This window comes from Burkholderia sp. MSMB2157WGS (genome assembly GCF_001532755.1).
Classification (GTDB): Bacteria; Pseudomonadota; Gammaproteobacteria; order Burkholderiales; family Burkholderiaceae; genus Burkholderia.
The window spans coordinates 49,645-75,067 of sequence record NZ_LPJG01000029.1 but is presented as its reverse complement, the minus strand read 5'-3'; the positions used below and the strand labels follow the sequence as shown (position 1 = coordinate 75,067).

The 25,423-nt window shown below is 60.9% G+C and carries 24 protein-coding genes and 1 pseudogene; 3 read left to right on the top strand and 22 right to left on the bottom strand.

All coding sequences use genetic code 11. The features are described from left to right. Positions 1–105: 105 nt before the first annotated feature. Genes WT53_RS18120 through mltG form a run of 3 tightly spaced genes read right to left on the bottom strand, consistent with a single transcriptional unit; the run spans position 106 to position 2,792 of the window. Entirely contained in the window at positions 106–1,134 is a 1,029-nt protein-coding gene (locus tag WT53_RS18120; RefSeq protein WP_034207504.1) for a DNA polymerase III subunit delta', read from the bottom strand. Positions 1,135–1,152: 18 nt separating this feature from the next. Then, on the bottom strand, positions 1,153–1,773 hold the full coding sequence (tmk, locus tag WT53_RS18115; protein ID WP_034207505.1) for a dTMP kinase: 621 nt from the start codon (positions 1,771–1,773) through the stop codon (positions 1,153–1,155). After that, complete coding sequence (gene mltG, locus WT53_RS18110) at positions 1,773–2,792, bottom strand: endolytic transglycosylase MltG (RefSeq protein WP_034207506.1); 1,020 nt, start codon at positions 2,790–2,792, stop codon at positions 1,773–1,775. Before mltG ends, tmk begins: the two co-directional genes overlap by 1 nt. Positions 2,793–2,869: 77 nt before the next feature. On the opposite strand from mltG, the gene WT53_RS18105 reads away from it, so the two are divergent. After that, entirely contained in the window at positions 2,870–3,904 is a 1,035-nt protein-coding gene (locus WT53_RS18105) for a folate-binding protein YgfZ (RefSeq protein WP_034207507.1), read from the top strand. 76 nt (positions 3,905–3,980) lie between these two features. Then, positions 3,981–4,826 carry an NRDE family protein gene (locus tag WT53_RS18100; protein ID WP_034207508.1) on the top strand — a complete coding sequence of 282 codons (846 nt, stop codon included), beginning with the start codon at positions 3,981–3,983 and terminating at the stop codon, positions 4,824–4,826. A 16-nt stretch (positions 4,827–4,842) separates the two neighbouring features. Here WT53_RS18100 and WT53_RS18095 read toward each other — a convergent pair whose 3' ends face one another. From WT53_RS18095 to WT53_RS32570, 16 genes and pseudogenes are all read right to left on the bottom strand, one after another. Then, positions 4,843–5,289, bottom strand: coding sequence for a GNAT family N-acetyltransferase (locus tag WT53_RS18095; RefSeq protein ID WP_034207509.1), 447 nt, complete (start codon positions 5,287–5,289; stop codon positions 4,843–4,845). A 41-nt stretch (positions 5,290–5,330) separates the two neighbouring features. After that, a complete protein-coding gene (locus tag WT53_RS18090; RefSeq protein WP_034207510.1) occupies positions 5,331–6,290 on the bottom strand; it encodes an alpha/beta hydrolase in 960 nt (319 codons plus the stop codon). A gap of 159 nt (positions 6,291–6,449) precedes the next feature. Continuing rightward, on the bottom strand, positions 6,450–6,929 hold the full coding sequence (locus tag WT53_RS18085) for a PaaI family thioesterase (RefSeq protein ID WP_034207511.1): 480 nt from the start codon (positions 6,927–6,929) through the stop codon (positions 6,450–6,452). Further along, positions 6,926–7,240, bottom strand: a complete 315-nt coding sequence (locus WT53_RS18080; RefSeq protein WP_006483902.1) for a Dabb family protein — start codon at positions 7,238–7,240, stop codon at positions 6,926–6,928. The genes WT53_RS18085 and WT53_RS18080 overlap by 4 nt, the downstream gene beginning before the upstream one ends. Next, positions 7,237–7,566: a hypothetical protein gene (locus tag WT53_RS18075; protein ID WP_155294452.1), complete on the bottom strand. Its 330-nt coding sequence runs from the start codon at positions 7,564–7,566 to the stop codon at positions 7,237–7,239. Before WT53_RS18075 ends, WT53_RS18080 begins: the two co-directional genes overlap by 4 nt. Positions 7,567–7,771: 205 nt before the next feature. Further along, entirely contained in the window at positions 7,772–8,410 is a 639-nt protein-coding gene (locus tag WT53_RS18070) for an SMI1/KNR4 family protein (protein ID WP_034207513.1), read from the bottom strand. A 3-nt stretch (positions 8,411–8,413) separates the two neighbouring features. Then, a complete protein-coding gene (locus WT53_RS32585; protein WP_230624925.1) occupies positions 8,414–14,386 on the bottom strand; it encodes an RHS repeat-associated core domain-containing protein in 5,973 nt (1,990 codons plus the stop codon). Between the two features lie 283 nt (positions 14,387–14,669). Next, positions 14,670–14,921 carry an RHS repeat domain-containing protein gene (locus WT53_RS18065; RefSeq protein WP_218921414.1) on the bottom strand — a complete coding sequence of 84 codons (252 nt, stop codon included), beginning with the start codon at positions 14,919–14,921 and terminating at the stop codon, positions 14,670–14,672. Positions 14,922–15,967: 1,046 nt separating this feature from the next. Then, the gene (locus WT53_RS18060) at positions 15,968–16,450 is read right to left on the bottom strand and encodes a DUF2514 family protein (protein ID WP_034207515.1); all 483 of its coding nucleotides are present in this window, start codon (positions 16,448–16,450) and stop codon (positions 15,968–15,970) included. Then, the gene (locus WT53_RS18055; protein ID WP_034207516.1) at positions 16,447–16,941 is read right to left on the bottom strand and encodes a glycoside hydrolase family protein; all 495 of its coding nucleotides are present in this window, start codon (positions 16,939–16,941) and stop codon (positions 16,447–16,449) included. The genes WT53_RS18060 and WT53_RS18055 overlap by 4 nt, the downstream gene beginning before the upstream one ends. Before the next feature lie 397 nt (positions 16,942–17,338). Beyond that, positions 17,339–17,674, bottom strand: a complete 336-nt coding sequence (locus WT53_RS18050) for a GPW/gp25 family protein (RefSeq protein ID WP_034207517.1) — start codon at positions 17,672–17,674, stop codon at positions 17,339–17,341. After that, complete coding sequence (locus WT53_RS18045; RefSeq protein ID WP_034207518.1) at positions 17,674–17,874, bottom strand: hypothetical protein; 201 nt, start codon at positions 17,872–17,874, stop codon at positions 17,674–17,676. The genes WT53_RS18050 and WT53_RS18045 overlap by 1 nt, the downstream gene beginning before the upstream one ends. A 62-nt stretch (positions 17,875–17,936) precedes the next feature. Next, positions 17,937–19,190: a hypothetical protein gene (locus tag WT53_RS18040; protein WP_034207519.1), complete on the bottom strand. Its 1,254-nt coding sequence runs from the start codon at positions 19,188–19,190 to the stop codon at positions 17,937–17,939. Positions 19,191–19,289: 99 nt separating this feature from the next. Beyond that, a pseudogene (locus tag WT53_RS18035) lies at positions 19,290–19,784 on the bottom strand (phage baseplate assembly protein V); the annotation flags it as partial. Next, positions 19,678–20,322: a MarR family transcriptional regulator gene (locus tag WT53_RS34145; RefSeq protein WP_373558452.1), complete on the bottom strand. Its 645-nt coding sequence runs from the start codon at positions 20,320–20,322 to the stop codon at positions 19,678–19,680. The pseudogene WT53_RS18035 and the gene WT53_RS34145, both read right to left, overlap by 107 nt. After that, a protein-coding gene (locus WT53_RS32570) for an IS3 family transposase (RefSeq protein WP_155294455.1) occupies positions 20,307–21,433 on the bottom strand; the annotation gives its coding sequence in 2 pieces (ribosomal slippage) (positions 20,307–21,175 and positions 21,175–21,433; 1,128 coding nt in all). The genes WT53_RS34145 and WT53_RS32570 overlap by 16 nt, the downstream gene beginning before the upstream one ends. Positions 21,434–21,731: 298 nt before the next feature. Here WT53_RS32570 and WT53_RS32565 point away from each other — a divergent pair. After that, positions 21,732–21,998 carry a DUF1883 domain-containing protein gene (locus WT53_RS32565; protein ID WP_034207522.1) on the top strand — a complete coding sequence of 89 codons (267 nt, stop codon included), beginning with the start codon at positions 21,732–21,734 and terminating at the stop codon, positions 21,996–21,998. A gap of 177 nt (positions 21,999–22,175) precedes the next feature. Here the strand turns inward: WT53_RS32565 and WT53_RS18015 are convergent. The 3 genes from WT53_RS18015 to arsB form a co-directional block, all read right to left on the bottom strand. Next, positions 22,176–23,305 (bottom strand): IS3 family transposase gene (locus tag WT53_RS18015; protein WP_155294456.1). Its coding sequence is split into 2 segments (ribosomal slippage): positions 22,176–23,044 and positions 23,044–23,305, totalling 1,131 coding nucleotides; the frame shifts between segments, so codons are not numbered across the junction. A 257-nt stretch (positions 23,306–23,562) separates the two neighbouring features. Then, positions 23,563–24,285: an arsenical resistance protein ArsH gene (gene arsH / locus WT53_RS18005; protein WP_034207524.1), complete on the bottom strand. Its 723-nt coding sequence runs from the start codon at positions 24,283–24,285 to the stop codon at positions 23,563–23,565. Between the two features lie 20 nt (positions 24,286–24,305). Continuing rightward, complete coding sequence (gene arsB, locus WT53_RS18000) at positions 24,306–25,379, bottom strand: ACR3 family arsenite efflux transporter (RefSeq protein WP_034207525.1); 1,074 nt, start codon at positions 25,377–25,379, stop codon at positions 24,306–24,308. Positions 25,380–25,423: the final 44 nt, after the last annotated feature.

The window sequence follows — 25,423 nt, the reverse complement described above, 5'->3', positions numbered from 1 at the left end:
CCCGCCGGCATGCGGCACCGGGCGACGTGGGCGGACCGGCCGGCCACGCTCGCGCCCCCGCGTGATCCGTTCATCGTTTCGCAACCCATCGGAAACAATGCCGGATCAAACGAACATTTCCCGATATCCGAGAAACAATTCCTCGAACACGAGCCGTGCGTTGAGCGGATGGTTCTCGACCGTCCGCTGCCGCGTCACGGCTTTCATGAAGCGCGCGAATGCGTTCGCGTCGACCGCTTCCGCGCAGCGCGCCAGGGCTGCCGCATGCATCGGGAAGTAGCGCGGCGCACCGGCCATTCGCTGGGCAAGCAGATCGTACAGCCAGCGCTGCAGCCAGCCGAGCACCAGCGGCACCGGCAGCTTCTGCAGCGTCTCGCCGCACGCGAACGGATCGCAGGCCGCACCGGCGGCCAGTTGCCCGAGCGTGTAGTCGCGCAGCGGACGGTTCTCGTCGCTCGCGAGCGCCAGCGCGGCGAGCGGCGCGCCGCCGGCTTCGGCGAGCAGCGCGCTGGCGTGGTCGACACCCTGCGCCGCGAGCCACGCGGCGGCGGCCTCCGGCGCCGGCACGGTCATCGGCCACTGGCGGCAGCGGCTGACGATCGTCGGCAACAAGCGGTCGATGCGCGCCGACACGAGCAGGAACACGACGCCCGGCGGCGGTTCCTCCAGCGTTTTCAGCAGCGCGTTCGACGCGGCCACATTGAGCGCCTCGGCCGGATACAGCACGACGACGCGCGCGCCGCCGCGGTGCGAACCCACCCCGCAGAAGTCGAGCAGCGCGCGCACCTGCTCGATCTTGATTTCCTTGCTCGGCGCCCGCGTCTTCTTGCCGCCTTCGTCCGCGTCGGCCGGCTTCGCGTCGTCCGCCGCACCCGGCGCCTCGCCCGCCAGCGCCTCGGGCAGCACGATCCGGTAGTCCGGATGGTTGCCCTGCGAGAACCAGTTGCAGGCCGCGCAGGCGCCGCACGGCTCGCCGTTCGGTTGCGGCGATTCGCACAGGAAACCCTGCGCGAGATGCTGCGCGAACTGCAGCTTGCCGATCCCGGCCTGGCCGTGCAGCAGCAGCGCATGCGGCCATTGCGCGCGCAGTTGCTGCAGGCGGTTCCAGTCGTCGGTTTGCCACGGATAGATCATGGGGGCGTTCCTTGCGGGTTACAGCGCGGCGAGCACGCGTTCGAGCTGCTGGCGGATCTCGGGAATCGATCGCGTCGCGTCGACGACCGCGAAGCGGTGCGGCGCCTCTTCCGCGCGCCGCAGGTATTCGGCGCGTGTACGGGTAAAGAACGCGTCGGACTCGCTTTCGAACTTGTCCGGCATGCGCGCGGCGCCGCGACGCTCGCTCGCGACCTGCGGCGCAACGTCGAACAGCACCGTGAGGTCGGGCTGGAAACCGCCCTGCACCCAGCGCTCGAGCGTCTCGAGCTTGTCGCGCGGCAGCCCGCGGCCGCCGCCCTGGTACGCGAAGGTCGCGTCGGTGAAGCGATCCGACACGACCCAGTCGCCGCGCGCGAGCGCCGGCTCGATCACGAGCGCGAGGTGCTCGCGACGCGCGGCGAACATCAGCAGCGCTTCCGTCTCGAGATCCATCGGCTGGTTCAGCAGGATCTCGCGCAGTTTCTCGCCGAGCTGCGTGCCGCCCGGCTCGCGGGTGACGACGACCTGCCGGCCGGCCGCGGCCAGCCGGTCCTGGAGGCGTTCGCAGAACCATGACAGGTGGGTGGTCTTCCCCGCCCCGTCGATGCCTTCGAACGTGATGAATTTACCGCTCGCCATTATTGACCTCGTATGTACTTGTCCACGGCCTTGTTGTGGTCGCCGAGCGTGTCCGAGAACACGCTCGTGCCGTCGCCCTTCGCGACGAAATAGAGCGCGCTCGTCGGGGCCGGATTGATCGCCGCCTGCAGCGCGGCGACACCCGGCAACGCGATCGGCGTGGGCGGCAGCCCGCGTCGGGTGTAGGTATTGTAAGGAGTGTCGGCCTGCAGGTCGCGCTTGCGCAGACGGCCGTCGTACGCGTCGCCGAGCCCGTAGATCACCGACGGATCGGTCTGCAGCGGCATGCCGATGCGCAGCCGGTTCGCGAACACGGCCGCGACGAACGCGCGGTCGGCCGCATGGCCGGTTTCCTTCTCGACGATCGACGCGATCGTCAGCATTTCGTAAGGCGTCTTGTACGGCAGCCCCGGCGTGCGTGCGGCCCATGCCTCGTCGACGCGCGTCTGCATCAGGCGGTAGGCGCGCCGGTAGATGTTCAGGTCGCTCGTGCCCTTGTCGAACAGGTAGGTATCGGGAAAGAACAGCCCCTCGCCGCTGCCGCGCTGTACCGCGCTGTCCGATGCGCCGATCGCGCGCAGCAGCTCGGCGTCGCTCATGCCGGCCGTCGAATGCGCGAGATCGGGGTTCGCGTCGAGCTCCGCGCGCATCCGCTTGAAGGTCCAGCCCTCGATGACCGTCGCGACGTACTCGTTCACGTCGCCGCGCGCGATCTTCTGCAGCACGTCGTAAGGCGTGATGCCGGTCTTGAATTCGTAGTTGCCCGATTTGAGCCGGCTCGACAGCCCGAGCACGCGCGTCATCGCGACGAAGGCGAGCGGCTCGACCGGCACGCCGCCGCGCTTGAGCTGCGACGCGACGCTCTTCACGCTGCTGCGCGGCTTGATCGTGACGTCGAGCGATGCCGAACCCAGCGACAGCGGCCGGGTCGCCCAGTAATACCCGCCGCCCGCGCCGGCAGCGGCCACAACGACGGCCAGCGCCACGATCGTCGCGGCGCATTTCTTCAGTAGGGACATGGAAACGTGACTCAGGTAAGACCCATATAATACTTGCTCGCCTCCGTCAAAGTCAGGGTTGACTGTTCCCTCATTCCATGACCACACCGTTCGCTTCACCGGCTGCCCAGGCCGCATCTGCCTCGCTCCCCGTTTTCCCCCGCCCGTCCGCCGCCGATTTCGACGCGCCGGGCGCCTGCATGCCGCTGCCGCAGTTCGGCGTGATCGACGTGGCCGGCGACGACGCCGCCACGTTCCTGCACAGCCAGCTCACCAACGACATCGAGCATCTCGATGCCGGCAGCGCGCGGCTGTCCGGGTACTGCTCGCCGAAGGGCCGCCTGCTCGCGTCGTTCCTCGCGTGGCGGGCCGGCCACGGCGTGCGCCTGCTCGTGTCGAAGGACGTGCAGCCGGCCGTGCAGAAGCGGCTGTCGATGTTCGTGCTGCGCGCGAAGGCGAAGCTGACCGACGCGAGCGACACGCTCGCGGTGGCCGGCTTCGTCGGCGACGTGCGCGAGGTGCTGTCGGGCATCTTCGATGCGCTGCCCGACGGCGTGCACGTGAAGGTCGACGGCCCGGCCGGCGCGCTGATCCGCGTGCCCGACGCGGCCGGCCGCAAGCGCTATCTGTGGATCGGCCCGCGCGCCGAAGTCGATGCGCGCGTCGCCGCGCTCACCGGCACGCTGCCCGTCGTGTCGCCCGCCGTGTGGGACTGGCTCGACGTTCGCGCGGGCGAGCCGCGCATCACGCAGCCGGCCGTCGAGCAGTTCGTCCCGCAGATGGTCAACTTCGACGTGATCGGTGCCGTTAACTTCAGGAAAGGGTGCTACCCGGGCCAGGAAGTCGTGGCGCGCAGCCAGTACCGCGGCACGATCAAGCGCCGCACTGCGCTCGCGCACGTCGCCGGCGAGACCGATACCGTGCATGCCGGCGTCGAGCTGTTCCACAGCGACGACCCGGGCCAGCCGTGCGGGATGATCGTCAATGCGGCGGCCGCGCCGGCGGGCGGCGTCGACGTGCTGGTCGAGATCAAGCTCGCCGCGCTCGACAGCGGCTCGGTGCACCTCGGTTCGGCCGACGGCCCGGCACTCGCGTTCGACGCGCTGCCGTACGCGTGGCCGACCGAAGCGTGATGCACTGACAACCCGTTCGCGGGCCGGCTCGCGAGTCGCAGCCGGCCCGCGACGTTTCCTGCGAGAGATTCGCCCGATGTGTCTGATTGCCTTCGACTGGCAGCCCGATGCCGCCGCCGGTCCCGTCTTTACCCTCGCCGCCAATCGCGACGAATTCTTTCGCCGGACCAGCGCGCCGCTCTCGTGGTGGGAGGACGTGCCGGGCGTACTGGCCGGCCGCGATCTCGAAGCGGGCGGCACGTGGCTCGGCGTATCGCGCGACGGCCGCTTCGCCGCGCTGACCAACTACCGCGCGCCGTTCGACATCCGCGCGGGCGCGCCGACCCGCGGCAAGCTGGTATCCGACTTTCTCGGCGGCGCGTCCGTCGCGCCGCTCGACTATCTCGCGCAACTTGCCGAACACGCGGCCGTGTACAACGGCTTCAACCTGCTCGTCGGCGACTGGCGCCGGCGCGAACTCGCATGGTTCTGCAACCGCGCGCCCGAGGGCGAAAGCCGCGTCGCCGCGCCCGTCGCGATCGCACCGGGCGTGCATGCGCTGTCGAATGCGCGGCTCGACACGCCCTGGCCGAAAGTGGTGCGCAAGCGCGCGGAGCTCGGCACGCTGCTCACCGACAATCCGACCCCGTCGCTCGACGAACTGATCGCGCTGATGCGCGACCCGCACGTCGCCGACGACGACGCACTGCCGCACACGGGCATTCCGATCGAGCGCGAGCGTGCGCTGTCGGCCGCGTTCATCGAAACGCCCGAATACGGCACGCGCGGCACCACGGCGCTGCGCGTCACGATGAAGGAAGGCGTGCGGCTGACGGTCGAGGTCAAGGAGCGCAGCGACGACGACGGCTCGCACCGGACCGTCCGCCCGGGCGCGTTCGAGCGCGCGTTCGCGTTCGATATCGACGCGACGCGACCGCGCTGAGCGCACGCCTTGCGCGCTACGGCGCGCGTGCCATCTCGACGTGCGGCACGCCGGCCTCGACGAACGGTTCGCCGACCGCCGCGAACCCGTGCCGCAGATAGAACGACACCGCCGAATCCTGTGCGTACAGCCGCACGACGGCTTCGCCGCGACGCCGCGCGGCGTCCAGCAGCGCATTCAGCACGGCCGACCCGACACCCTGCCCGCGCATGTCGGCGAGCACCGCGACGCGGCCGATCGTGCCGGACGGCAGCAACCGCCCCGTCGCGACCGCGCGGCGCAGCCCTGTCGCCGCATCGGTCCGGTACGCGACCGCATGCAGCGACAGCGGATCGTCGTCGTCGAGTTCCCATTCCGGCGGAATCTGCTGTTCGCGCACGAACACCGCGTCGCGAATCCGCGCAGCGTCGCCGCCCAGCACCGTCCAGTCGCCCGTTTCCACCTCGCCCGCGCCGTTCGTCATCGCAGCTCTCCCGCAGCGAGCGCGCCGTCGCGCGCTCGCCGTCAAACCTCGTCGAATGCAGCCTTCAGCGCCGCGACCGCATCGGCATGCGCGGCCCGCACCTCCGGCACGTAGCCGCCCATCTTGAAGAATTCGTGGATCATCCCCGGATAGCGGACCAGCGTGACCGTGTTGCCGGCCGCGCGCAACTTGTCCGCGTACGCGGCGCCCTCGTCGCTCAACGGATCGAATTCGGCCGTCGCGATCCAGGCCGGCGCGACACCCGCGAACGACGGCGCATCGCGCGTGCCGTCGAGCGGCGCGAAACGCCAGTCGTCGCGGTCCGCCCGATCGCGCACGTATTGCGTGAAGAACCACTGGATCGTGTCCTGCGTCAGCAGGTAGCCGTTCGCGAGCCGTGCATGCGATTCGGTGTCCTGGTAACCCGTCACGCCCGGATAGATCAGCAGTTGCAGCGCAAGACGGATGCCCGCGTCGCGCGCGAGCACCGCGCAGACCGTCGCGAGCGTCCCGCCCGCACTGTCGCCGCCGACCGCCAGCCGCGCGGCGTCGATGCCGAACGCGGCGGCCTCGCGATGCAGCCACTGCAATGCGTCGTCCGCGTCGTTCACCGCGGTCGGAAACCGGTGTTCGGGCGCGAGCCGGTAGCCGACCGACAGCACCGCGCATTGCGCATCGTGCGCGAACATCCGGCACAGCGCATCGTGCGTATCGACGCTGCCGACCGTGAAGCCGCCGCCGTGGTAGTACACGAGCGCGGGCAGCGGCTCCGCCAGGCTCGGCTCGACCGGCAGATAGAGCCGCGCACCGATCGTGCGGCCGTCCCTCGTCGGCACGACGCATGCCTCCACCGAATGCATCGGCGCCGGCGCGACGTCGAGGATCGGCGCGCTCTTCTCGTACGCGGCGCGCGCCTGCTGCGGCGTCTGGTGGTGGTACGACGGACGTTTCGCGCGCTCGATCATGTCGAGCACCTGGGCGATCTTCGGATTCAGCGGCATCGGTGTGGACGGCGCCCGCGTGGCGCCGTGAACGGACAAGCGTGACATGATGCCACGCGCGCGCCCGGCGGGCGCGACGCGCGGTGCGCCGGCCCGCCCGTGCGCCAAAACGGGACGGCCCTGCCTCATCGAAGGGACAGGGCCGTGCGCGACGGATGCTTACGCGTCGCTCGGGCCGGGCTGGGCGTCAGGCGCGGTGCGCGAGCGTTGCCGCTTGATGTCGCGGCCGACCGCGAGCCGCCGCATGTACTTGAACGTACCGAGCGCCTTCGCGACGAAATTGCCGTCGCTGTCGCGCACTTCGCCTTCGCAGTAGGCCATCGTCGTCGAGCGGTGCATCACGCGCCCGTAAGCGCGCAATTCGCCGCGGCCCGGCTGCATGAAGTTCACCTTCATCTCGACCGTGACGACGCCGACGCCGTCGTCGGTCAGGCTGCGCGCCGCCATCGCGAGCGCGATGTCGGCGAGCGTCATCGTCACGCCGCCGTGCGCGATGCTCCACGTGTTCATGTGGCGCTCCTCGAGCGGCAGCGCGATCTCGCTCGCGCCATCCTTCGCGGACACGAGCTGCACGCCGAGCAGATCGACGAACGGGCTTTCGATCGACGGGCCTTCCGTCGGGGTTGCCGCGTCGCTCATCGTGCGTTGTCGACGATGTAGTCGACGCACTCGCGCGATTCGGCCACCGCGACGACGAATTTCTTCACTTCCTGGTGAACCGGATGCACCTGGTATGCATCGAGCGCGGCCTTGTCGGCGAAATCGGAGACGAGCACGATGTCGGCGGTCGCGTCGAGGCCCGGCGTCGCCACGCCGACGTCGATCTGCAAGGTGCCCGGCACGAGATCGCGGCAGCCTTCGAGCTTCTCCTTCAGCTTCAGCGCGTTCTGCGCACGCGTCGCGCCTTCCGCCGATTCCTTCAACTTCCACATGACGATATGTCTGATCACTTCGTTCGCTCCTGTTCGTGTTGGTTCGCGAATTTGCCCAAACCCTTACCAGCTGGTCGATCTATGCACTTTCGCTGTTCGCTTACGTTCGCCTGAAATCGTGTCCAGCCGAAGAAAAAGGGGGAATCCTTCTCGACGCTGCATGTTGTGCCTAGCAGTTCGAAGACGCCCACCTGCTTGAGCACCTGCGCGATCTTATCGTTCGCCGGCACGTCGCAATTCACCTCGACAGCCCCTTTGGTCTCGCGAATCAACCGGCGCAGCTCGGCGACGAAAAGCAACGTGCCATCAGCATACATCTTGACGGTTTGCGAAAAATCCAACACGACAGCTTGCCGATCACGGAACACCCTACGTCTTAGTCGTGTAAGCGCGTCGAGCAGCAGCGTTCGACGATCGTTGTGCGTCAATTGGAAATAGGCAGGGGCATACTCCCTTCGTGACCGCCAGCAACTGTCCGAAAGGCGAACTTTACGCGTCCTTGTGAGGCGCGCTGGTAAACGCGGTCTTCGTCGATCTTGAACCACACTCCTAGTCTTCGAGCTTCCATCGGATCGGGGTACCGTCAGGCAATTCCTTGATCTGAACCGCCAAGCTCGCACGAAGCTGCATAGCCTTTACGGCATTCATTGCGCAGAGATTCTCTACGGCAAAATGACCACCAACAACAAATGGGGTCTTTGGTACAAGCCGCATGCCAGGCATCAACTTTCCTCCAGATTGCTGCCACTCATGAGCCAACGGGTAGCCCGTTCGATACTCATAGTCATCAAGAATGAGCTTTGCCCACCCTTCCAGATCATGTGAAAGATGCTCGAAGTTGGCGGTTTCGGGGTCGAACAGGTACACACCGTCCGCCCTCATACAGAACTGCCCTCCAAAAATATCTTCAGCAAAAAACACTGCTTCCGCTCCCATGCCTTGATATTCTTCGATCCAGAGATCTGACGCATTCCACTCGACTAGTCCGATCTCATCACCGATGGACTGTGACGGAAAGACGTGCAACGCCGATTCAAACGCATAAAACCCATTCTTTTTTTCAAGCAACGCAAGCAAATCTCTCGGGACCTCTCCAATCACACTAAGAAAAGCCTCGTCCACGCTTGGCATGGTTGACGACAACGACGCGCCCCCAATCCCTATCAGTTTTTCCAGATACTTGCCCATTCGCTAATCCGTTATCCGTATGTTGACCTGTGCACCGTTTGGCAACCCTCGACATTGAGCGCCAATACATGATCCGGCCCCACGATTATCTGACGGGCTGATCGGACGAACAGATGCACCCGTCCCCCCCTCTCTAAACATCGCAGGCGGATACTCATCCCGATCTTTACCTGATATAGGATCAGTACCTCTCAACGAATCTCGCCGATTTGCTGCTGCCCCAGCACGATCAATTGTCAGAGTGGACGGCTGTCCCGCATTTTGCGCGTCCTCAATGTGGGCCGCGGTCTCGGGAAAACGCCCCCTGCTCACCGTCACATCTTTTACCCCTCCCAATCCAACCCTTCCGGCCGCCCCCGTCGGACCACCCAATCCACCGCCACCGCCGCCGCCCTCCAGCAGCATCTCATCGCGGGGCCGCCTCAGGAAATCTACCCCAGCAGATTGGAATGCATCCCCTCGGATCGTGCTTTGCAGCCCAGACGGATCAACTCGATTAATCGAGTTGTTGCCAACATAAGTATATAGATTCAGATCGTCACTGGGACCGCTCGGGTCCGTCTGCAAGAACCGTCCAAGCGTCGACGAATAGACCCTCGCTTTGTAATAGTACAGCCCCAGTTCCGCGACGTACTGCTGCCCGGTATACCCAAATCGGCCAGCGCTGTCGGCGTTCGTCTCGCCAAACGGGCCGTACCGATATGCGCCCACGCTCTTACCGGATCCATCCGATACCCCCACGATACTTCCAAGGTGATCCGTATAGAACCAATTCTTCCAGTTCGTACTTGCATCGGCATATCGAACGATCGGCTCGTCAATCCCGGGCCCATGCACGTAGCGGCGCTTCAGACTCCCATCGGCGCCATATTCGGCTACCAATCGCCCCCCGTCGTACAGCAGATTCGTCGTCGAACCGATGACCGTTTGGCGCAATCGTCCGACAGGATCGTAAGCCAGCGTCGCCTGAACCGTCTGGCCGGACGCCGATCGCAGTCGATTGTCCGAATCGTACGCATAGGACAAGCGCCCATCGTTCGTCATGTTGCCGTTCGCGTCGTACACCGGCGATCCCTGCGGGAGGGTCGTGTACTGATTCAGGCCGTTCGCCACGAAGGCTTTCGCTCCAGACGTGCTGCCCGACCATTGGTAAAGTCCGTTGGACGTCGTCAAAGACGTAAGGTCGCCGAGCTGATTGCGCGCATACGTAAACTTGACATTCTGTGCGGCGGATTGCAGGTAATGCGCCAGACTGGACAACTGATTTTGATCGTCATATTGCCGCTCAGTCCGGGTCCCATTCCCCAACGTGACCGTGGTGCGACGGCTCAGATCGTCATACGCATACTGCGCCAGTACCTGACTATCGTTCTCTCTGATAGAGTCCGTCCGGTTCAGCGCGTCGTATCTCGTTGATACAAAGAATCCGTCAGGCCATGTCAGCCGTGTCCGATTGCTGGCCGCGTCATACATTGACGACATCGTCTTGCCGTTCTCGGACTCGCTTGTCAGGCGCCCCGCCATATCCCACCCGTATATAACGGGATACGATCCGTTCGAGAAGGAAGCCCCAGTCCGAAGGCCGCGCAAATCGTACGTGAATTGAACGTTGTTTGCGCTGTTTGGATACGACCGCGAAATCAACCGATTCAGATCATCCCATCCCTGCGTGATGACCTCGCCACTACGCCGACGAAGGCTCGTGACATTACCGTTCGCGTCGTATCCCGTTTCTTCGTAGTCGTTCTGATTCCCCAGGTTCGGACTATTCGGTAACGGATAGTAGGTTCGAGTCAACCGATCGAAACCGTCATACGCATAAACCGTAGCGTAACCTCTCGCGTCCTTGACCGACGTCACGTTGCCGTTTGGCGAGTACGTGAACGTTGCATAGGTCTGCGCCAGCGGAGTCCCCACTGCTTTGCTGACCGATTGCACAGTATCGTCGTTGTAGTACGCGGTCGCGGTCACTCGATTGCCGCCCTGAGCATCCGACAAATACTGTGTAACACGCGATACCCGATCCAGATCGTCGTACGCGGTGTCCGTCACTGCAGTAGGCGCGGCAGTCGGACAGGTGGTTGAGGATCCCGTGACTCCCGGCCCCCAGATACGAAGAACCTTACCGGTTTCGCTGTACTGCGTGCAATTAACCAACCACTGCGCGCCCAACTGGCTTGCCCGAATGATAGGCCGACCATCCGGGTCGTAGGTCGTGCGCGCCTCCTTTCCCAGCCCATTGATCGCCACCACCACGCGACGGCTGGCGTCATATTGGTACTTCGCTACCTGGGCGACATCGATTCGCGGTCCATCGACCTCAGTCACGTTGCCGACGCTGTCGTAACTGAATCGCGTCGTCAGGTTCATGCGTCCGGCACCAGAGTCGACCACCGACGCACTCGGGACGTAGTGGTTACCGGCGTTATAGCTCGTCGACGTCGTGGTCACGTCACCGTTGCCATTAATCTTGACGGTGATTGTCGAGGGCAGAACGAACGAGGGATAACCGTTGGGCGTGAAAGTCTCGTATCCATAGGTTGCGACCGGCGACACGCCGGTAGCATCTGCAGGCGACGTGATGGTCAACGGTTGCCCTTGGTCGGTGTAGCTGAATGACGTGACTTTGCCTCGCGCATCCGTTGCAGCGGCAACCTGATTGAATTTTCCTTCGTAGTTGAAGCTCTGCGTCAACGGCGCGACGTTGGTTCCCGGTGCAGCGACTTTCGATACCGTCCTGACGTTGTTCGTGCAACGCTTGTCTGGTCCGGCACACGTGGCATCGTCATAACTGTAGGTTAAGCCGTTGTTCTCCGGAAATTGTGTCTTAATCAGACGACCGAGGCCGTCGTAGATATTAATGGTGTAGTTACCGAGCGGCGTCGCCGACTGGACGACGTTACCCAGTGCATCGATATACCGCGTCCGTGAAATATTGCCGGGGGCCACTTCCTCGGTCCGAGATCCCGCAAAGTAGTATTCGTACGTTTTGCCTCGCGCGTTGGTCTGAGTCTTGACTCGGCCCAAGCTGTCGTAAACGTTTGTTGCTACCGAAATCGTTGGGAAGCTCGGATAGAACAGACCCGACATCTGCCCTGGCTGCGCATAAGCAAACGTCGTGTTCTTCCCGGACGGATCCGTGAATGTAGTGAGATTGGCATTTCCGTCATAACCATAGCCAACCGCAAACGACCCATTATCCACCTTCGTGATGCGGCCACCGGCCATCGTGAAGGTCAGTGTGCGCCCAAGACTATTTTGCACTTGAGTCAGATCGCTACCCGAATAGGTGTATCGGATCTGAATGCCACTGGGATCGGTGTAGCTTTCAGCCTTCCCCACAGCGTTGAACTTGAGCAGTCCACGATGAACCGACTCGTAGCTATAGGTACCGTCTGCGTTCTTCAGCAGTCGTGCGGAACTACCGGGAGGCGGATTGTAAGTGCCGTCCGGCAATGCAACGAATACTTCGCCGTTCAGGCCGCGCGTCACGATCACCGTATTGTTCACGAGTTGATCGCCGTACCAGCGCTGCCCTAATGCCGCGATTACGATGTTCAGGATCCGATACGTTGGATCGCCGAGAACATCAAGCGACACTTTATGTTCGATGATCGCACCTACCGCATCAAGCGCGGAGTCCTCTCCCATCGCCTGGAACCCATCCGATCCCGCCGTGACGGTCTGATTAAAGTTGTGAGTCCACCCCTTACCGAGCGGACCGTTCTCGTTGCGCATTCCCGAGCTATAGAGGCGCGTGAACGTCAGGCTTTGCGGCGATGCCCCGACGCCTGAGGTCAAGTCATCGTTGTTATAGAGAAAATTACCCGCGACAGTGTCAACCGGATCCCCTACTGGCAGAGTGAACGGCGATACGTTCTGAAAGAAACTGGGGGGTAATTGATTCTGATTGACATTCAAATTCACCTGCGAGGCGATCTGGTTCGCCGTGGAGAATCCGCCGTACAGATTCTGGTCAATCATTGCACCAAGATATCGACCTGACCCAATCACATACCAGCCCGCACCGGCCCAGTTGCCTTCGCCTATATCACATCGTGCCGGTACGATGACTCGTCGCCCAGCGTTGATCTCGTTACTGAAGGTGCCAATGTAGTTGCCACAGTTGATGAGATTGGGTTGCACCTGACTCGTAAAATTCGCGGAGCTGGCGTTGTAGATCCGCAGGCCCGCCGCTGATGCGATATCGATTAACTTTACGGTGGAGACTGCCGCGACCCCTGTCGTCTGCTGGACGGCAGTCGACTCTAGAATACTGGCGTGAGTGGCCCAATTCGCAAACGAGCCATCTTCGAGATTGACATTGCCGTCTTCATTGGCGACCGCCAATGCATTCATCGGCAGGTCAACGTAGGCGTTGTTGACGTAGCCGACGATCCCCACGCGATGATGCGCCAGGTCAACAGTGCTGTTCAGTTGCCCGGTAATGTAGCCCGACTGGTCGTTCTGAGCGATCCACTGAGCGCCAATTGCCGCAAGCGTCGACCCGAGCAAAGGCTCCGACGTATCAGTCGCCCCGGATGCGCGCAAATCACTGATGACTCGCCGATAATTTTCAGCAAGACCACGCCCCGCAGGCCCCCATCCGTTGGCGATCACATAGGTGTTCGTCCCGCCTGCTCTCAGCGATTGAACAGCCTGCTGGTTTGCAGAGTTACTATTTCCGTCAGCTGAATAAGGATGAAATACAGTGAGCGTAATAGGTGTGCCACTGCCTGGCGTTGCAGCCGCCCCCGGATTACCGACTTGCACACCATCGACTTTCAGTAGCGGCTGATTTGCCGTGTTATAGGTGATCGTCAGGCGTTTGCCGTAAATTGCGTCTGATGTATAGGTCTGGTCGATGCCTTGATACTGGATCCGCAATGTCGGCTTGAGACCGTCTGGAAGATCGGTATATTCAACCGCTCCCCAGCGTGTATCTTGATAGGGCAGCGCAGCTTGCCGGATTGCACCGTAGAACTGATCGATCGTCTTGCCGCCAATGACGTCGTCGAGCGTCGCGGTCGGCATGTTTGTGCGTAAGTAATTGGCCAGTTTGCTGGCATACGACGTCAAGTTGTTCCGGATATTTGTCCGGTTCATATTCTGAACGTAGGTCGTCGTGACATCCGCGCCGGCATACGCCGCCTGAAAATAGCTGTTGAAGTCGTATCCTGTCGTATCCGGACTCGCGAGCGCGATGCCCCCCTTGCGAGTGTGCGTTTTGAACGAAGGATCGAACACATACCACGTGCCGTCGATATTTACCTTCACCCATGCGTGCTCGATCGACAGGCTGGTCAGAGGCTTATTCAGCCCAGGACAGCTTCCACCTCCATCGGCACCAATTTCATAAACTGGAATTTGTCCCTGGCTCAATATGCTCGCGATGCCGCAAACATTGGACGTATTGACGCCCCACCAGGCGGCGACCTGCTCGGGTGAGAGCCGAATCACGCCACGAACATAACTGGCCTGGATATTCGATGCCCGAAGTAATGCAACCATCAAGGCGGCTTGATCGTAGTCGGTGCCCTGATTGTCCAGCACAGCGCCTAGCCCGCCTTTCTGGACGCCATAGATGGGGTAGTACTCGATATTATTACGGACATACTGGTAGATAAGATCCGGGCTGTAACGCAATGCTCGCGCCAACTCCGCGATCGACGCTGGACCGCGAGCATTCGTATCTCCATTGACACGTGACGCCGCCATCTTCTTTGCCACCGGTTTCGTCTGAGAAGCCGGCAAATCAACACCCTGATTCAGATTCGCAGGAAATGCATGCTTCGGCAGTTCGACGAGCGTAGATCCGCCGACGACCGGCGGCATGATCACGCGAATAGTGCCGCTCGGTGCAAAATTCCCAGACTCTGGAGATCCACTGCTCGCACCGGTCGCGCCAAGAACACTACGGCCCGGCGCTGTCACTCCCGGATAACGCAACGGCAGTTGCCCTGGAACAAGTTGCACCCTGTCTCCAGGCTTAATCGGCGAAGATTTCAGAATAGGGGGCAACGCTGCGCCAGGTTTGCCCAAATGAATCGATGAAGCGGCCCGCGGAGAACTCGCAACAATAGGCTGGACTTGTGCGCTCACTGAAATACAGACAAGCACAGCGACGGCAAAGCTCGCCCCGCGGAAAATAAACCGTCCCATTCTATTCATTTTAATTCCTGGCTTATTCATAAAATCCGAATCAATCTTTCCCGCGTCACTTCGTCGCTAAGAAACGGACTCGCCCCCGGCTACTCAATCACTTTGACGGCGAGGCAACCTGGTCCTGGTCCCACAAAAGAAACCAACTGATGGCTGGCACGGTCGCCGCAGCACCAGATCGGATCGTCGTGACCTTTTGGCGATTACCGGCCTCGTCGTAGGCGTACTGCACGTTGGTCCGCGACTGGCCAACCCCATAGGTCACCTGCGTCACGCGGCCGAGCGCGTCATAGGAGTAACTTGTCGTTACGTCCGCCTGAACGGATATAGCAACGATAGACAGGATCATACCGACTGTCATTTTTATAAACATACGCCCCCACTCATCTCAGGTTTATCGCTGAACCACCATGATCAATTGAGACTGCTATACATACCCAAAATAGCCGAACGTCCCATCCTTGCACGGCAAGGCTAATCGAAAGATTTGCATTCCACACGATCAACAACACGGCTTGCTGTGAGTGACTGGACACATCACTAGCCGTCGTATAGGCATCAGCCGATGAGCAGTTGTCTGAGTTGATGGCGGGTGTGGCGGTCGATACCAGCATTCGCCCCCCAATCTATAATCAACTGCGGATTTTTGGCGGTCGAAGCAACCCTTGCAGCGAAGGAATACACTGGAGCAACAAAAACAAAAGCGATGTAAATTTATTGAATATTATCAAAGACCTCATCGCCACACCCTTATAAATACACCTACATACCCCAAAACCTAACCACCTTCCCTCACCCCAAAACTAATAATCTGACAAGATTGAGGCGCATTAGCGTCGTCGTAATAAAGGAAAATCTTCGCTCCCGTCGTTTTCGCGAGACTCACCGTATACCACAATCGATTCATATCAGCGACCGTGGCGGAAGAAGGCAGCGAAATATTTCCGTTACTGCATGCAGACCCGGTGTACCAAAGCACTACCGATTGCCCGCCAAGCACATAATTTTCCAATCGCCAAGACGCCGGATCACTCGAAATTGATACCGAACCACAATAGCTGGGAGAGTTAAATAAAAAAAGAAGACTTGCAATAAATATCGCGCGCATTAGATTGCCCTCTCGATTTTTTTCGATTCGTTACAATGATTTTCCACATCTGCAAAAAACTTGCAAGAGATTTTTTAATTAAATGAGACTATCAACAAATTCGATCCAATTTACTCCAAATCCTCTTAATTGCACCTTTTCGGTCGCATATTCCTCTATTTTCACTAGCAACAAGATGACTCGTGATGGCTTGCATATCTCGGCCGGCGCTAACGCGACCAGGATCGTACTTACATACAATCCTGGTCGCCCTGTTCCTCTTGAAGCCAGCCGGTCCCGATCGCCTGTTACGATGGCAAAGTGGTTTGTGTGTCAGCGATCAATGCGTCGTAACTGCGTTCGCACTGCTGGCCGGCGATGCCTCGCTCGTCAGCGATCTTCGCCAGCTCTCGCGCGCGCTCGTCAGCCCGGCCGAACACTTCGGCGAGCAGATCGAGGGCGTTGCCGGTTGCCGGGCCTCCGATGGCAGCGCCGGCACGCCTAGCGTCGGCGACGAGTGCGGCGACTTGCCTGCGCAGGCCGTCAGCAGCAGCGCCGGCAACAGCGGCATCAGCAGCCGCTTGGTCACGTTGTTTCGCAGCATCGGTTGCGATCTCCTCTTGAGCCGCCAACCGGCGGCGAAACTCGTTACGCTCGTTCGTCAGGTCATCGATCTGCCGGGCCTGATCCACGACCTTCGCGGATTGGTCGGCGTCACGATGCCCCTTGAAATAGCCGCAGGCAGCGCCGGTAACGACGAGCAGCCAGATACGCGGATCGATCCACGTCATGCGATCACCTCCCCGCCAGCCGCGCGGTATGCCGCCAGCAATTTCTCGATGTCGTTCTCGTGCTGGCCGTATCCGGCTCCCGGCAGACTGGCCCATACGTTCGATACCTTGGCCACCGCCTCACGAAACCGCCCCGCGTCGATCAACGGCAGCGCACCGTGCTCGCGGAGCTGCTGCAGCGCGTACCGATCCTGTGACACCGGCCCGAAGTCGGGCAGCTTCATCTGCATCTGATAGATCTGCCACCAACGCGTGAGGATCTGGTAACAGCCAACCGCAGTCGACGGCACGCGGATCTGTCGATTGAGCACGTTCGGATGCGCGGCATAGCTCGCAAACAGCAGCGGCCGCGATGCCGTCGCGCCGACCAGCACGTTGTAACCGTCGTCCGACTTCGCGAGCAGCGGCGAGCCGATCTCGCTAACCGCGATGGTGTCGAGAAACGCCAGCCGGTTCTTTCCGCCTGCGGCGGCAACACTGATTCGTGCCATCGTTACTTCTCCCCAAACACACGCTTCGCATGCCGACGCAGCAGCACTTCGCCCCGACGACGGCGGCCCCGATAGGGCCGCCGAGCGCACCGATCGTCGCACCAACCTTCGCGCCTATCACACCGCCCGCGAGACTGCCGGCGATGCCGGCGAAGCGGCTCGCCTTGCGCTCGTTCGTGTCGGTGCTCGACGCGACGGCGTACGCTTCGCGAGCCGCAAGGCCAACCTTCAGCACGGTCCCCGCCACGGCCAGCTCCAGCTTCCCTGCCCACGGCGCAACTCGACCGAAGAGCGCACGTCCCGCGTTGACGACCCGCCCGATCCTCCCGATACACCTCCTCGAAGTCGAGCGTTTCGACGAGATCCGGCGGATCAAGCGCCGACAGATCGATCACTGTCATATCGTCACCTCAAATACAACATCGTCGCCGTTGTAGCGCCCGGCGATTCGAAAAGTTACTTTGCCGTCCACGACAGACAGCTCCTTCACGCTATCCAGCGCGATACGCGGCTCCCATCGCCCGATTGCACGCGTGGCTTCGGCCTGTGCCGCCGATATCCATCCGCGCGTGACGGGCAGGTTGACCATCGCAGGGAGATCCGAGCCGTAATCGGGCCGCTCTCGGCGGGTTCCCTTACCCGTGCTGAGAATGTCCGCGATGCTCTGCACCAGATGCTCGACTCCACCGATCAGTCGGCCCATGCGGCGACACATACCGACCAGCGCGACCATCACTGCGCCTTCGTCGGAATGCGCTTGAAGCACTCGCGCGATTCCAGATACGCGATATGCTCCGGCTCAGTCACTTCCGTTTTGCCGGCCAATACGGCAGCGTGCGAGCCGTCCGGAAACACGATCACACGGCTACGGAATTCGATATCGATGAATGTGACGGGTGCTACCGCCCCGCCTTGCTCCTTATCTTTCGACATGCAACCTCCGCGAAATAAAAACCCCCGCGTTTTGCGGGGTTTGAGTATGGAAATACACTCAATCAAGCTTTTGTTCGGCTCCGTAACAACCGAACGTCGTCTGTGTGTGCTTTGACGCAGAAATATCCGCCCGCACGCCATATCAGCAACCGTTTCTGAGCATCCGAGGTGGACATAGAGGCACCATCTGCTTTGCCGAAAGCAAGCGGATCACGGCAGAGTAACAGGACATTTGCGAAATTGAATCGAACATAACTATCAACGAAATAGCTCTGCTCCTTGCTATATACGGACGGAGCCGCCGTGTACACCCTGAATCCAGCTCCCTGCAGTCCCGTCACAAGGTCCGGTTTCAGAACCTGATAAACGTATCTCGTCTCGTCGATCGCACCGATCGATCGCAGAACGGTAGAAGTGACCGGCCCGAGTGTCAGCGCCACCATCCACACCGAATAAAAGACGAGCGCACCTATAAAAATCGTAGTCTTAAAAATATCAAATGGCTTTTTGTCCGATAGCTTATCCAGCAAATAAACCATACCTGGAAGCACTCCTATTACGCTGTAAAACACGCACCCGGCAAACACACCAAAAGCCCTCCATCCTGACAAATCTTCACCAGCGAATATTCCAAGACAAACAACCAAGGACGGCAGAACTGATATAGCAGCAATCGTGGGCGCAAACGCAACCTTAATAAATTGAACCAGTTTGCTTATCCATCCACTCTTACCGGGATCGGAAAGCACTTTCCAGTTCCACCATACGATGGACAATTCAAATATCGCCATTCCGGCCATACCCAAAGAAAAGCACCAGCCGGCGGACAGATCCCAAACGAGCGACAGCACTCCGAACACAAGCAACCAAGCAAGCGGCGACCCGAGAAACAAAAGTGCGAGTGGTTTCCTTACGCTACCGCTCTTTGCGGCCTTCGCGATCTTATTCTGCTCTTCGTATGCGCCGACGGCACTCACCGAAATAATCGACGGTATACCAAACTGAATCGCTAACAAGAGTGTCAGCAAACAGGATGCAACGATCATCACCACCAGCCCCGGCACCGAAACCACCGCCTCCGGAAACAACTGCGGCCAACCGATTTTCTTCAAATACGCCCATATCAACATGGCCGGCATCACCAGTCCGATCGGAGCCAGTTTCCACAGTACATCCAACGTGTCTTTCAGGACGCCGAGCGCCGACACGTAGTTTTTATAGAACTGCCTGAAATCCTCCCAGTCAGTACCGCCCTGATTATTTGCCGCATCTGCTTTATCGTTAACATCTTTCGGGTTTCCGCCATCAGCACTCATCAAGTCGACTCCTTCACAAAGTAGCTTTGTTGTGCAGAAATCGATTCTAGAAGCTTCCTGTGCGATATCATCCTCGCAAAAATCGCAGGGTTAAATCCGTCAGATCGGCAAACTGACCCTCTCACCGTCTCCCTGCTCCCAGTGGCTGTGCTTGCTAACCGACGTACCAGCCGTGACAACATCGTCGGTGAACTCTGCACCGCCGACGACCTTCATTGCGCCACCGCCGCCGTCGCCCGGCTTGCCCTGCATACCACCATTGAACGTGAGCAATTGCTCGGTGGTCGTATTCCCTGTGAACGTCAAGTCAGGACCATCTGCCAACAGCTTCGCGCTGCGCAGCGTTGCGCCGTCCGCCTTCAGCTCGAACTCCGTGCCACCAATGCGAAACACGATCCGACCGCCGGCCGGCACCGACAGCACGTATTCGTGGCTCGCATGGTTGTACTGCTCGAACGCGCTGTCTGGAAAGTCGGTCGCGATCTCGTCAGGACTCGATCGACCTGGCCCGCCGTGCTGTTCCGTGTAGTAGCCGGGCGCGACGAACGCCCCCGCGAGATCGCCGCACGGTGCCCACAATGCGACCTCTTCGTCGACGGACGGCGGACGCCAATGCCGAACCTTGCCGGCAGCACCGGCCTGGAGCCGGCGAATCACCGCGTTGACCGTCTGGGTCGTATTCAGAAAGCGGCTCAAGGCATCCATATATGTGCTCGTTCAACCATTCGACATCGACGCCGTATAGCGTGTGCAGTTCCTGCACCAGCTTGTCGGACAGCGACAGCAGTTCCGTTTGAAATGCGCCGACCATCAGGCCGTACGCCTGTCCAAGCTGCGCCGCGTTGACGAGCTGCCCCTTCTTCTCGGCGAGCGTCAGCAGTTTGATTTCGCGATCGACGGTCTCTGTCTTCGCCCGTTCGGCGACGAGATCGATACCCGTACCGCTGGAGCGGCCAGCCGCGACCTCGCGCAAGTGCCGGATGTACGCGACGCGGATCTCGTCGATCGACGCCACGCGGTAATCAATCTGGACCTTGTCGACGAACCGCGAAACGGCCGACTGGTCAAGGTCGAGACGGTCAGCGATCTGCAACTGAGTCTGACCTGCCCCCGGTTTTAGTCCGAACTGCAGTTAGAGTCCGAGGTTAAAAACTGCTGCTTTGCATCGTGCGCCCGAGCGAACTGCACCGGCGTCAGATAGCCGAGTGAACTATGAGGCCGCTCGGTGTTGTACTCGATACGCCATTCCTCAATCAGCTGCTTGGCGTGGCTCATTGAGACGAACCAGTGCTCGTTCAGGCATTCATCGCGGAACCGCCCGTTGAAGCTCTCGATATAGGCATTTTCCACCGGCTTGCCAGGCCGAATGAACGACAGCGTGACGCCGGCTTCGTAGGCCCATGCATCCAGCACCTTACCAGCGAACTCCGGCCCGTTGTCGACCGTGATGGATGCGGGTAAGCCTCGCATCTCCTTGAGCCGCTCGAGCACTTGCTGCGCGCGTAGGCCCGGTAATGAAGTATCGACCTCGATGGCCAAGCACTCGCGCGTGTAGTCGTCGACCACGTTCAGGCATCGAAACCGCCGACCATAGGCCAGCCCATCAGAAACGAAGTCCATCGACCAGCTCTGATTGGGGCCCGTTGGTAACGGCAGCGGCACGCGATCGACAGCCGCAATACGCTTGCGTCGTCGCTTGCGCACGCCCAGTCCCGCCTTGCTGTACAGGCGCCAGATGCGCTTGTGGTTGGCAAAGCAGCCATCCCGCTGCAACAGCACGTGAATCCGGCGATAGCCATATCGGCGCTTCTGCGCGGCGATGGCCATCATCCGGCCAGTCAGCGCTTCGTCGTCAACTCGGCGACGTGATTCGTAGTGGAACAGCGAGCGCGAAATCCCTACCAGCCCGCAGACCCGGGTAACACCCATGGCGCGTTCGGTCATCAAGATGCGGACCGCTTCGCGCTTGGCCTGCGGGCTTGCTACTTTCGGGCCAACAGGTCCTTCAGCGCGGCGTTGTCGAGCATTGATTCGGCCAACAGGCGCTTGAGCTTGTTGTTCTCCTGCTCCAGTTCCTTCAAGCGCTGCGCTTCGGAGACCGTCATCCCGCCGAACTTCGCTTTCCAGTTGTAGTAGGTCGCTTCCGATATGCCGTACTTGCGGCACAGCTCCGCCGGCTTCGGGCCAGCCTCGGCTTCCTTCAAGATGCCGATGATTTGCTCTTCGGTGAATCGCTTTTTCATTGCCGTTCCTCTCTGGAACGGACTCTACACCGTCACCGTACTAAACGCCGGGAGCAGGTCAAGTCGGCATGAATATGACCCCCTATGGAAACTCGCCAGTAGAGAAAAAACGCGGGTGCGAGCCCCCCGCATGTGTCGATGCCCAGAGGGTCCCGGCAGACGCGCCGATTACACGGTCGCCCGGCCGGCCCCGTAGCCCCGCGCGACTCCGTCATCCGCCTAGTGGCGGATGGGGCGTATCGCATCCGTGCTAGCATCGTCACGCCCGGCAAGCGGGCGATAACAACGAGGAAGACCTATGAACTTCATTCATTCGAGAGAGCATCTCAACGAGGGCGACGTTGTCGTGGTCAATTGCGACTACCAATGCAACGTCATGCTGACTACAGATAGCAACTTCCAACGCTATCGATCTGGACAACGCTTTGAGTATTTCGGCGGAAACTACAAGAGGTTGCCTGCTCGGATCGCTGCTCCGTCAACGGGCTACTGGAATATCACGATCGACCTCGGAGGGGGTAGCGCCAATATTCGCTACTCCATCAACATCGTGAGAAACAGCTAATTCACCCACCGCCCGCTGCCGGGCAACCTCAAGCGCGCCCACTACGTGCTTGAGGGTGCCATCCGCGTGGTAGGTCGAACACGTCAACCCACCACTACCTCAAGTGTTCCGCCAAGCGGCCCAAATCAATTCCCCCGAATCGTCACGAATGAGGCTGGCCCAATTTCCGTCCCGGTCTTAATTGGAGAATTCCGGCTCTTCGGGGCGGGCCGAACCGGCCCGATCGGTACACTGGCGGGCGAATTCCGCCGGTGTCATCCACTGCAGCGCAGAGTGAGGGCGCGCCTCGTTATAGTACTCGCGCCAGACCTCGATTTTGCGTCTGGCGTCCTCCAGCGACAAGAACCAATGCGCGTTGAGGCATTCCTCCCGGAAGCGTCCGTTGAAGGATTCATTCTTTGCGTTGTCGGTCGGCTTGCCAGGACGCGAGAAGTCAATCTCCACGCCATTCTCGTACGCCCATTTGTCGAGCACCTTCGAAATGAACTCGCTGCCATTATCTGCCTTGGTATAGCGGGGAAGCGGACGATGATGCGCAGGCCGAGCCAGCGCGGCGACAACGTGTTCGCCACGCAACGAGCCATCGACTTCAATCGCCAAGCATTCCCGCGTGTAGTTGTCCACGATCGTGAGCGTGCGTAAGCGTCGACCATCAAACAGTGCATCAGCGACGAAATCCATACTCCAGATTTCGTTGATTGCGCTCACTGACTGCTTCGGCTGTCGGCGTCGGGCAGACTTGTTTCGCCGGGGTCGCTTGTGGCGCAACGAAAGGCCCAGTTCGCGATACACGCGTTCTACTCTCTTATGGTTGTCCCTCCAGCCTTCCCGGCGAAGCATCACGTACACGCGCGGCGCACCGTAATGCACCCGCACTTCCGTGATCTCCTTGATGCGCATTTCCAATGCGCTTTGATCCCGCGCGGCTGACTTGCATCGGTAGACCGTGCGGGATAGCTGCAACAACGCGCAGGTCTGCCGCTGACTTGCGCCGAAACGTTGCATCAAGTCCGTGACAAGCTCACGGTGCCGGGAAGGCTTCAGAGTTTTTTTGACAGCACGTCCTGGAGCATGGCCTTGTCCAGCGACAGATCGGCCACGAGCCGCTTGAGCTTCGCGTTCTCTTCCTCAAGTTGCTTCAGCCGACGCAGCTCCGAGGGTGATAGCCCACCGTACTTCGTCCTCCAGTTGTAAAACGTCGCGTCGCTGATCCCCATCTTACGGCAGACCTCCGCGACCGGCGTGCCCAGCTCGGCCTGCTTCAACGCATAGGCGATCTGTTCTTCGGTGAACTTGCTCTTCTTCACGGCATGACCTCCTGGTCTCGATGACAACGTCATGCCGGAATTTTCCACTTCCAAATGGGACAGTTTTGTGGGCCAGGGTCACCTACCAAACTTACCGCCACCCATGGCGCCGTATCTCAAGGTTCGAGAAACGCGAACATACCGACGTCGAGTTGCACGGCCGATATCGATCCGGAAAACGCCCGGCGCCGGGCTCGTCACGCCACGCCGAGATGCGTCCCGCCACGCCCCACCCCGGCTCGTCCTTCCGTCGGCCACTAGATGCTTCGCTGGTTCACACGCCGTGAAAGCGCTTCGGCGCTCTCCTTCCGCTCGCTGTACCGATCGACCAGATACGGGCCGATGTCTCTCGTCAGCAACGTAAATTTCACCAATTCCTCCATCACGTCCACGACACGATCGAAATAAGCGGATGGCTTCATCCGCCCCGCTTCGTCGAATTCCATGAAAGCCTTCGCCACCGACGACTGGTTCGGGATGGTCAGCATGCGCATCCAGCGTCCGAGCACCCGCATCTGGTTCACCGCGTTGAACGACTGCGAACCGCCGCTGACCTGCATCACCGCGAGCGTCTTGCCCTGCGTCGGTCGCACGGCGCCGACCGACAGCGGAATCCAGTCGACCTGCGACTTCATGATGCCCGTCATCGCGCCGTGCCGCTCCGGCGAGCACCACACCATCCCTTCCGACCACATCACGAGTTCGCGCAGCTCGACGACCTTCGGATGACTGTCGGGCGCGTCGTCCGGTAGAGGCAGTCCGCTCGGATTGAACACGCGGACTTCGGCGCCCATCGCCGTGAGCAAGCGTGCCGCCTCCTCGACCAGCAGGCGGCTGAACGAGCGCTCGCGGAGCGAGCCATAGAGCAGCAGAATTCGGGGAGGATGCGTCGACGGCGCCGCCGGCCGCAATTGGGCAGCATCCGGCACGCGGAACTGCTCGGTGTCGAGTTGCGGTAGATCGTTCGTGTCGTCGGTCATCTGCAGATTCTCCGGTGTACTCAGGCCCGATGCTCATACCAGCCCTTCGACCGGTTGACGACACGCACGACCAGCAACATCGCCGGCACCTCGACCAGCACGCCGACGACGGTCGCCAGCGCGGCGCCCGAGTGAAATCCGAACAGGCTGATCGCCGCGGCGACGGCCAGCTCGAAGAAGTTGGATGCACCGATGAGCGCCGACGGACATGCCACGCTGTGCTTCTCGCCGACCGTACGGTTGAGCCAGTAGGCCAGTGCCGAATTGAAGAACACCTGAATCAGGATCGGCACCGCCAATAGCGCGATCACGAGCGGCTGCGCCAGAATCGCGTCGCCTTGAAAGGCGAACAGGAGGACGAGCGTCGCGAGGAGCGCGGCGATCGACCAGGGAGCAGTCCTCACCATTGCGGCATCGAATGCAGCCGCGCCCTTGGCGAGCAGGCGCTTGCGCCACAACTGCGCGAAGATGACCGGAATGACGATGTACAGCACGACCGAGGCGAGCAGCGTCGCCCACGGTACGGTGATCGCCGACATGCCGAGCAGCAGCCCGACCATCGGTGCGAACGCGATCACCATGATGCTGTCGTTCAGCGCGACCTGCGACAACGTGAACAGCGGGTCGCCGCCCGTGAGTCGACTCCACACGAACACCATCGCCGTACACGGCGCCGCGGCCAGCAAAATCAGGCCCGCGATGTAGCTGTCGAGCTGGTCCGCCGGCAACATCGGTGCGAACAGGTGGCGAATGAACAGCCAGCCCAGGAATGCCATCGAGAACGGCTTGACGAGCCAGTTCACGGCAAGTGTGACGCCGATGCCTTTCACGTGTCGACGTACCTCGTGCAACGCTGCGAAGTCGACCTTGACGAGCATCGGAACGATCATCACCCAGATCAGCAGCCCGACGGGCAGATTGACCTGCGCGTATTCGATCCGGCCGAGCTGCCGGAACAAACCGGGCAGCACCCGGCCGAGCGCGATACCCGTAACGATGCACAGCGCGACCCAGAGCGTGAGGTAGCGTTCGAAGAAATTGATGGCCGGCTTGGCAGCGGCCTTGCTCGGCGGGGCGGTGTCGTACGCGGTCATTGCACGGGGTTCGGTCTCGAAGGCGTCGCCCGCCGCTCACGTCG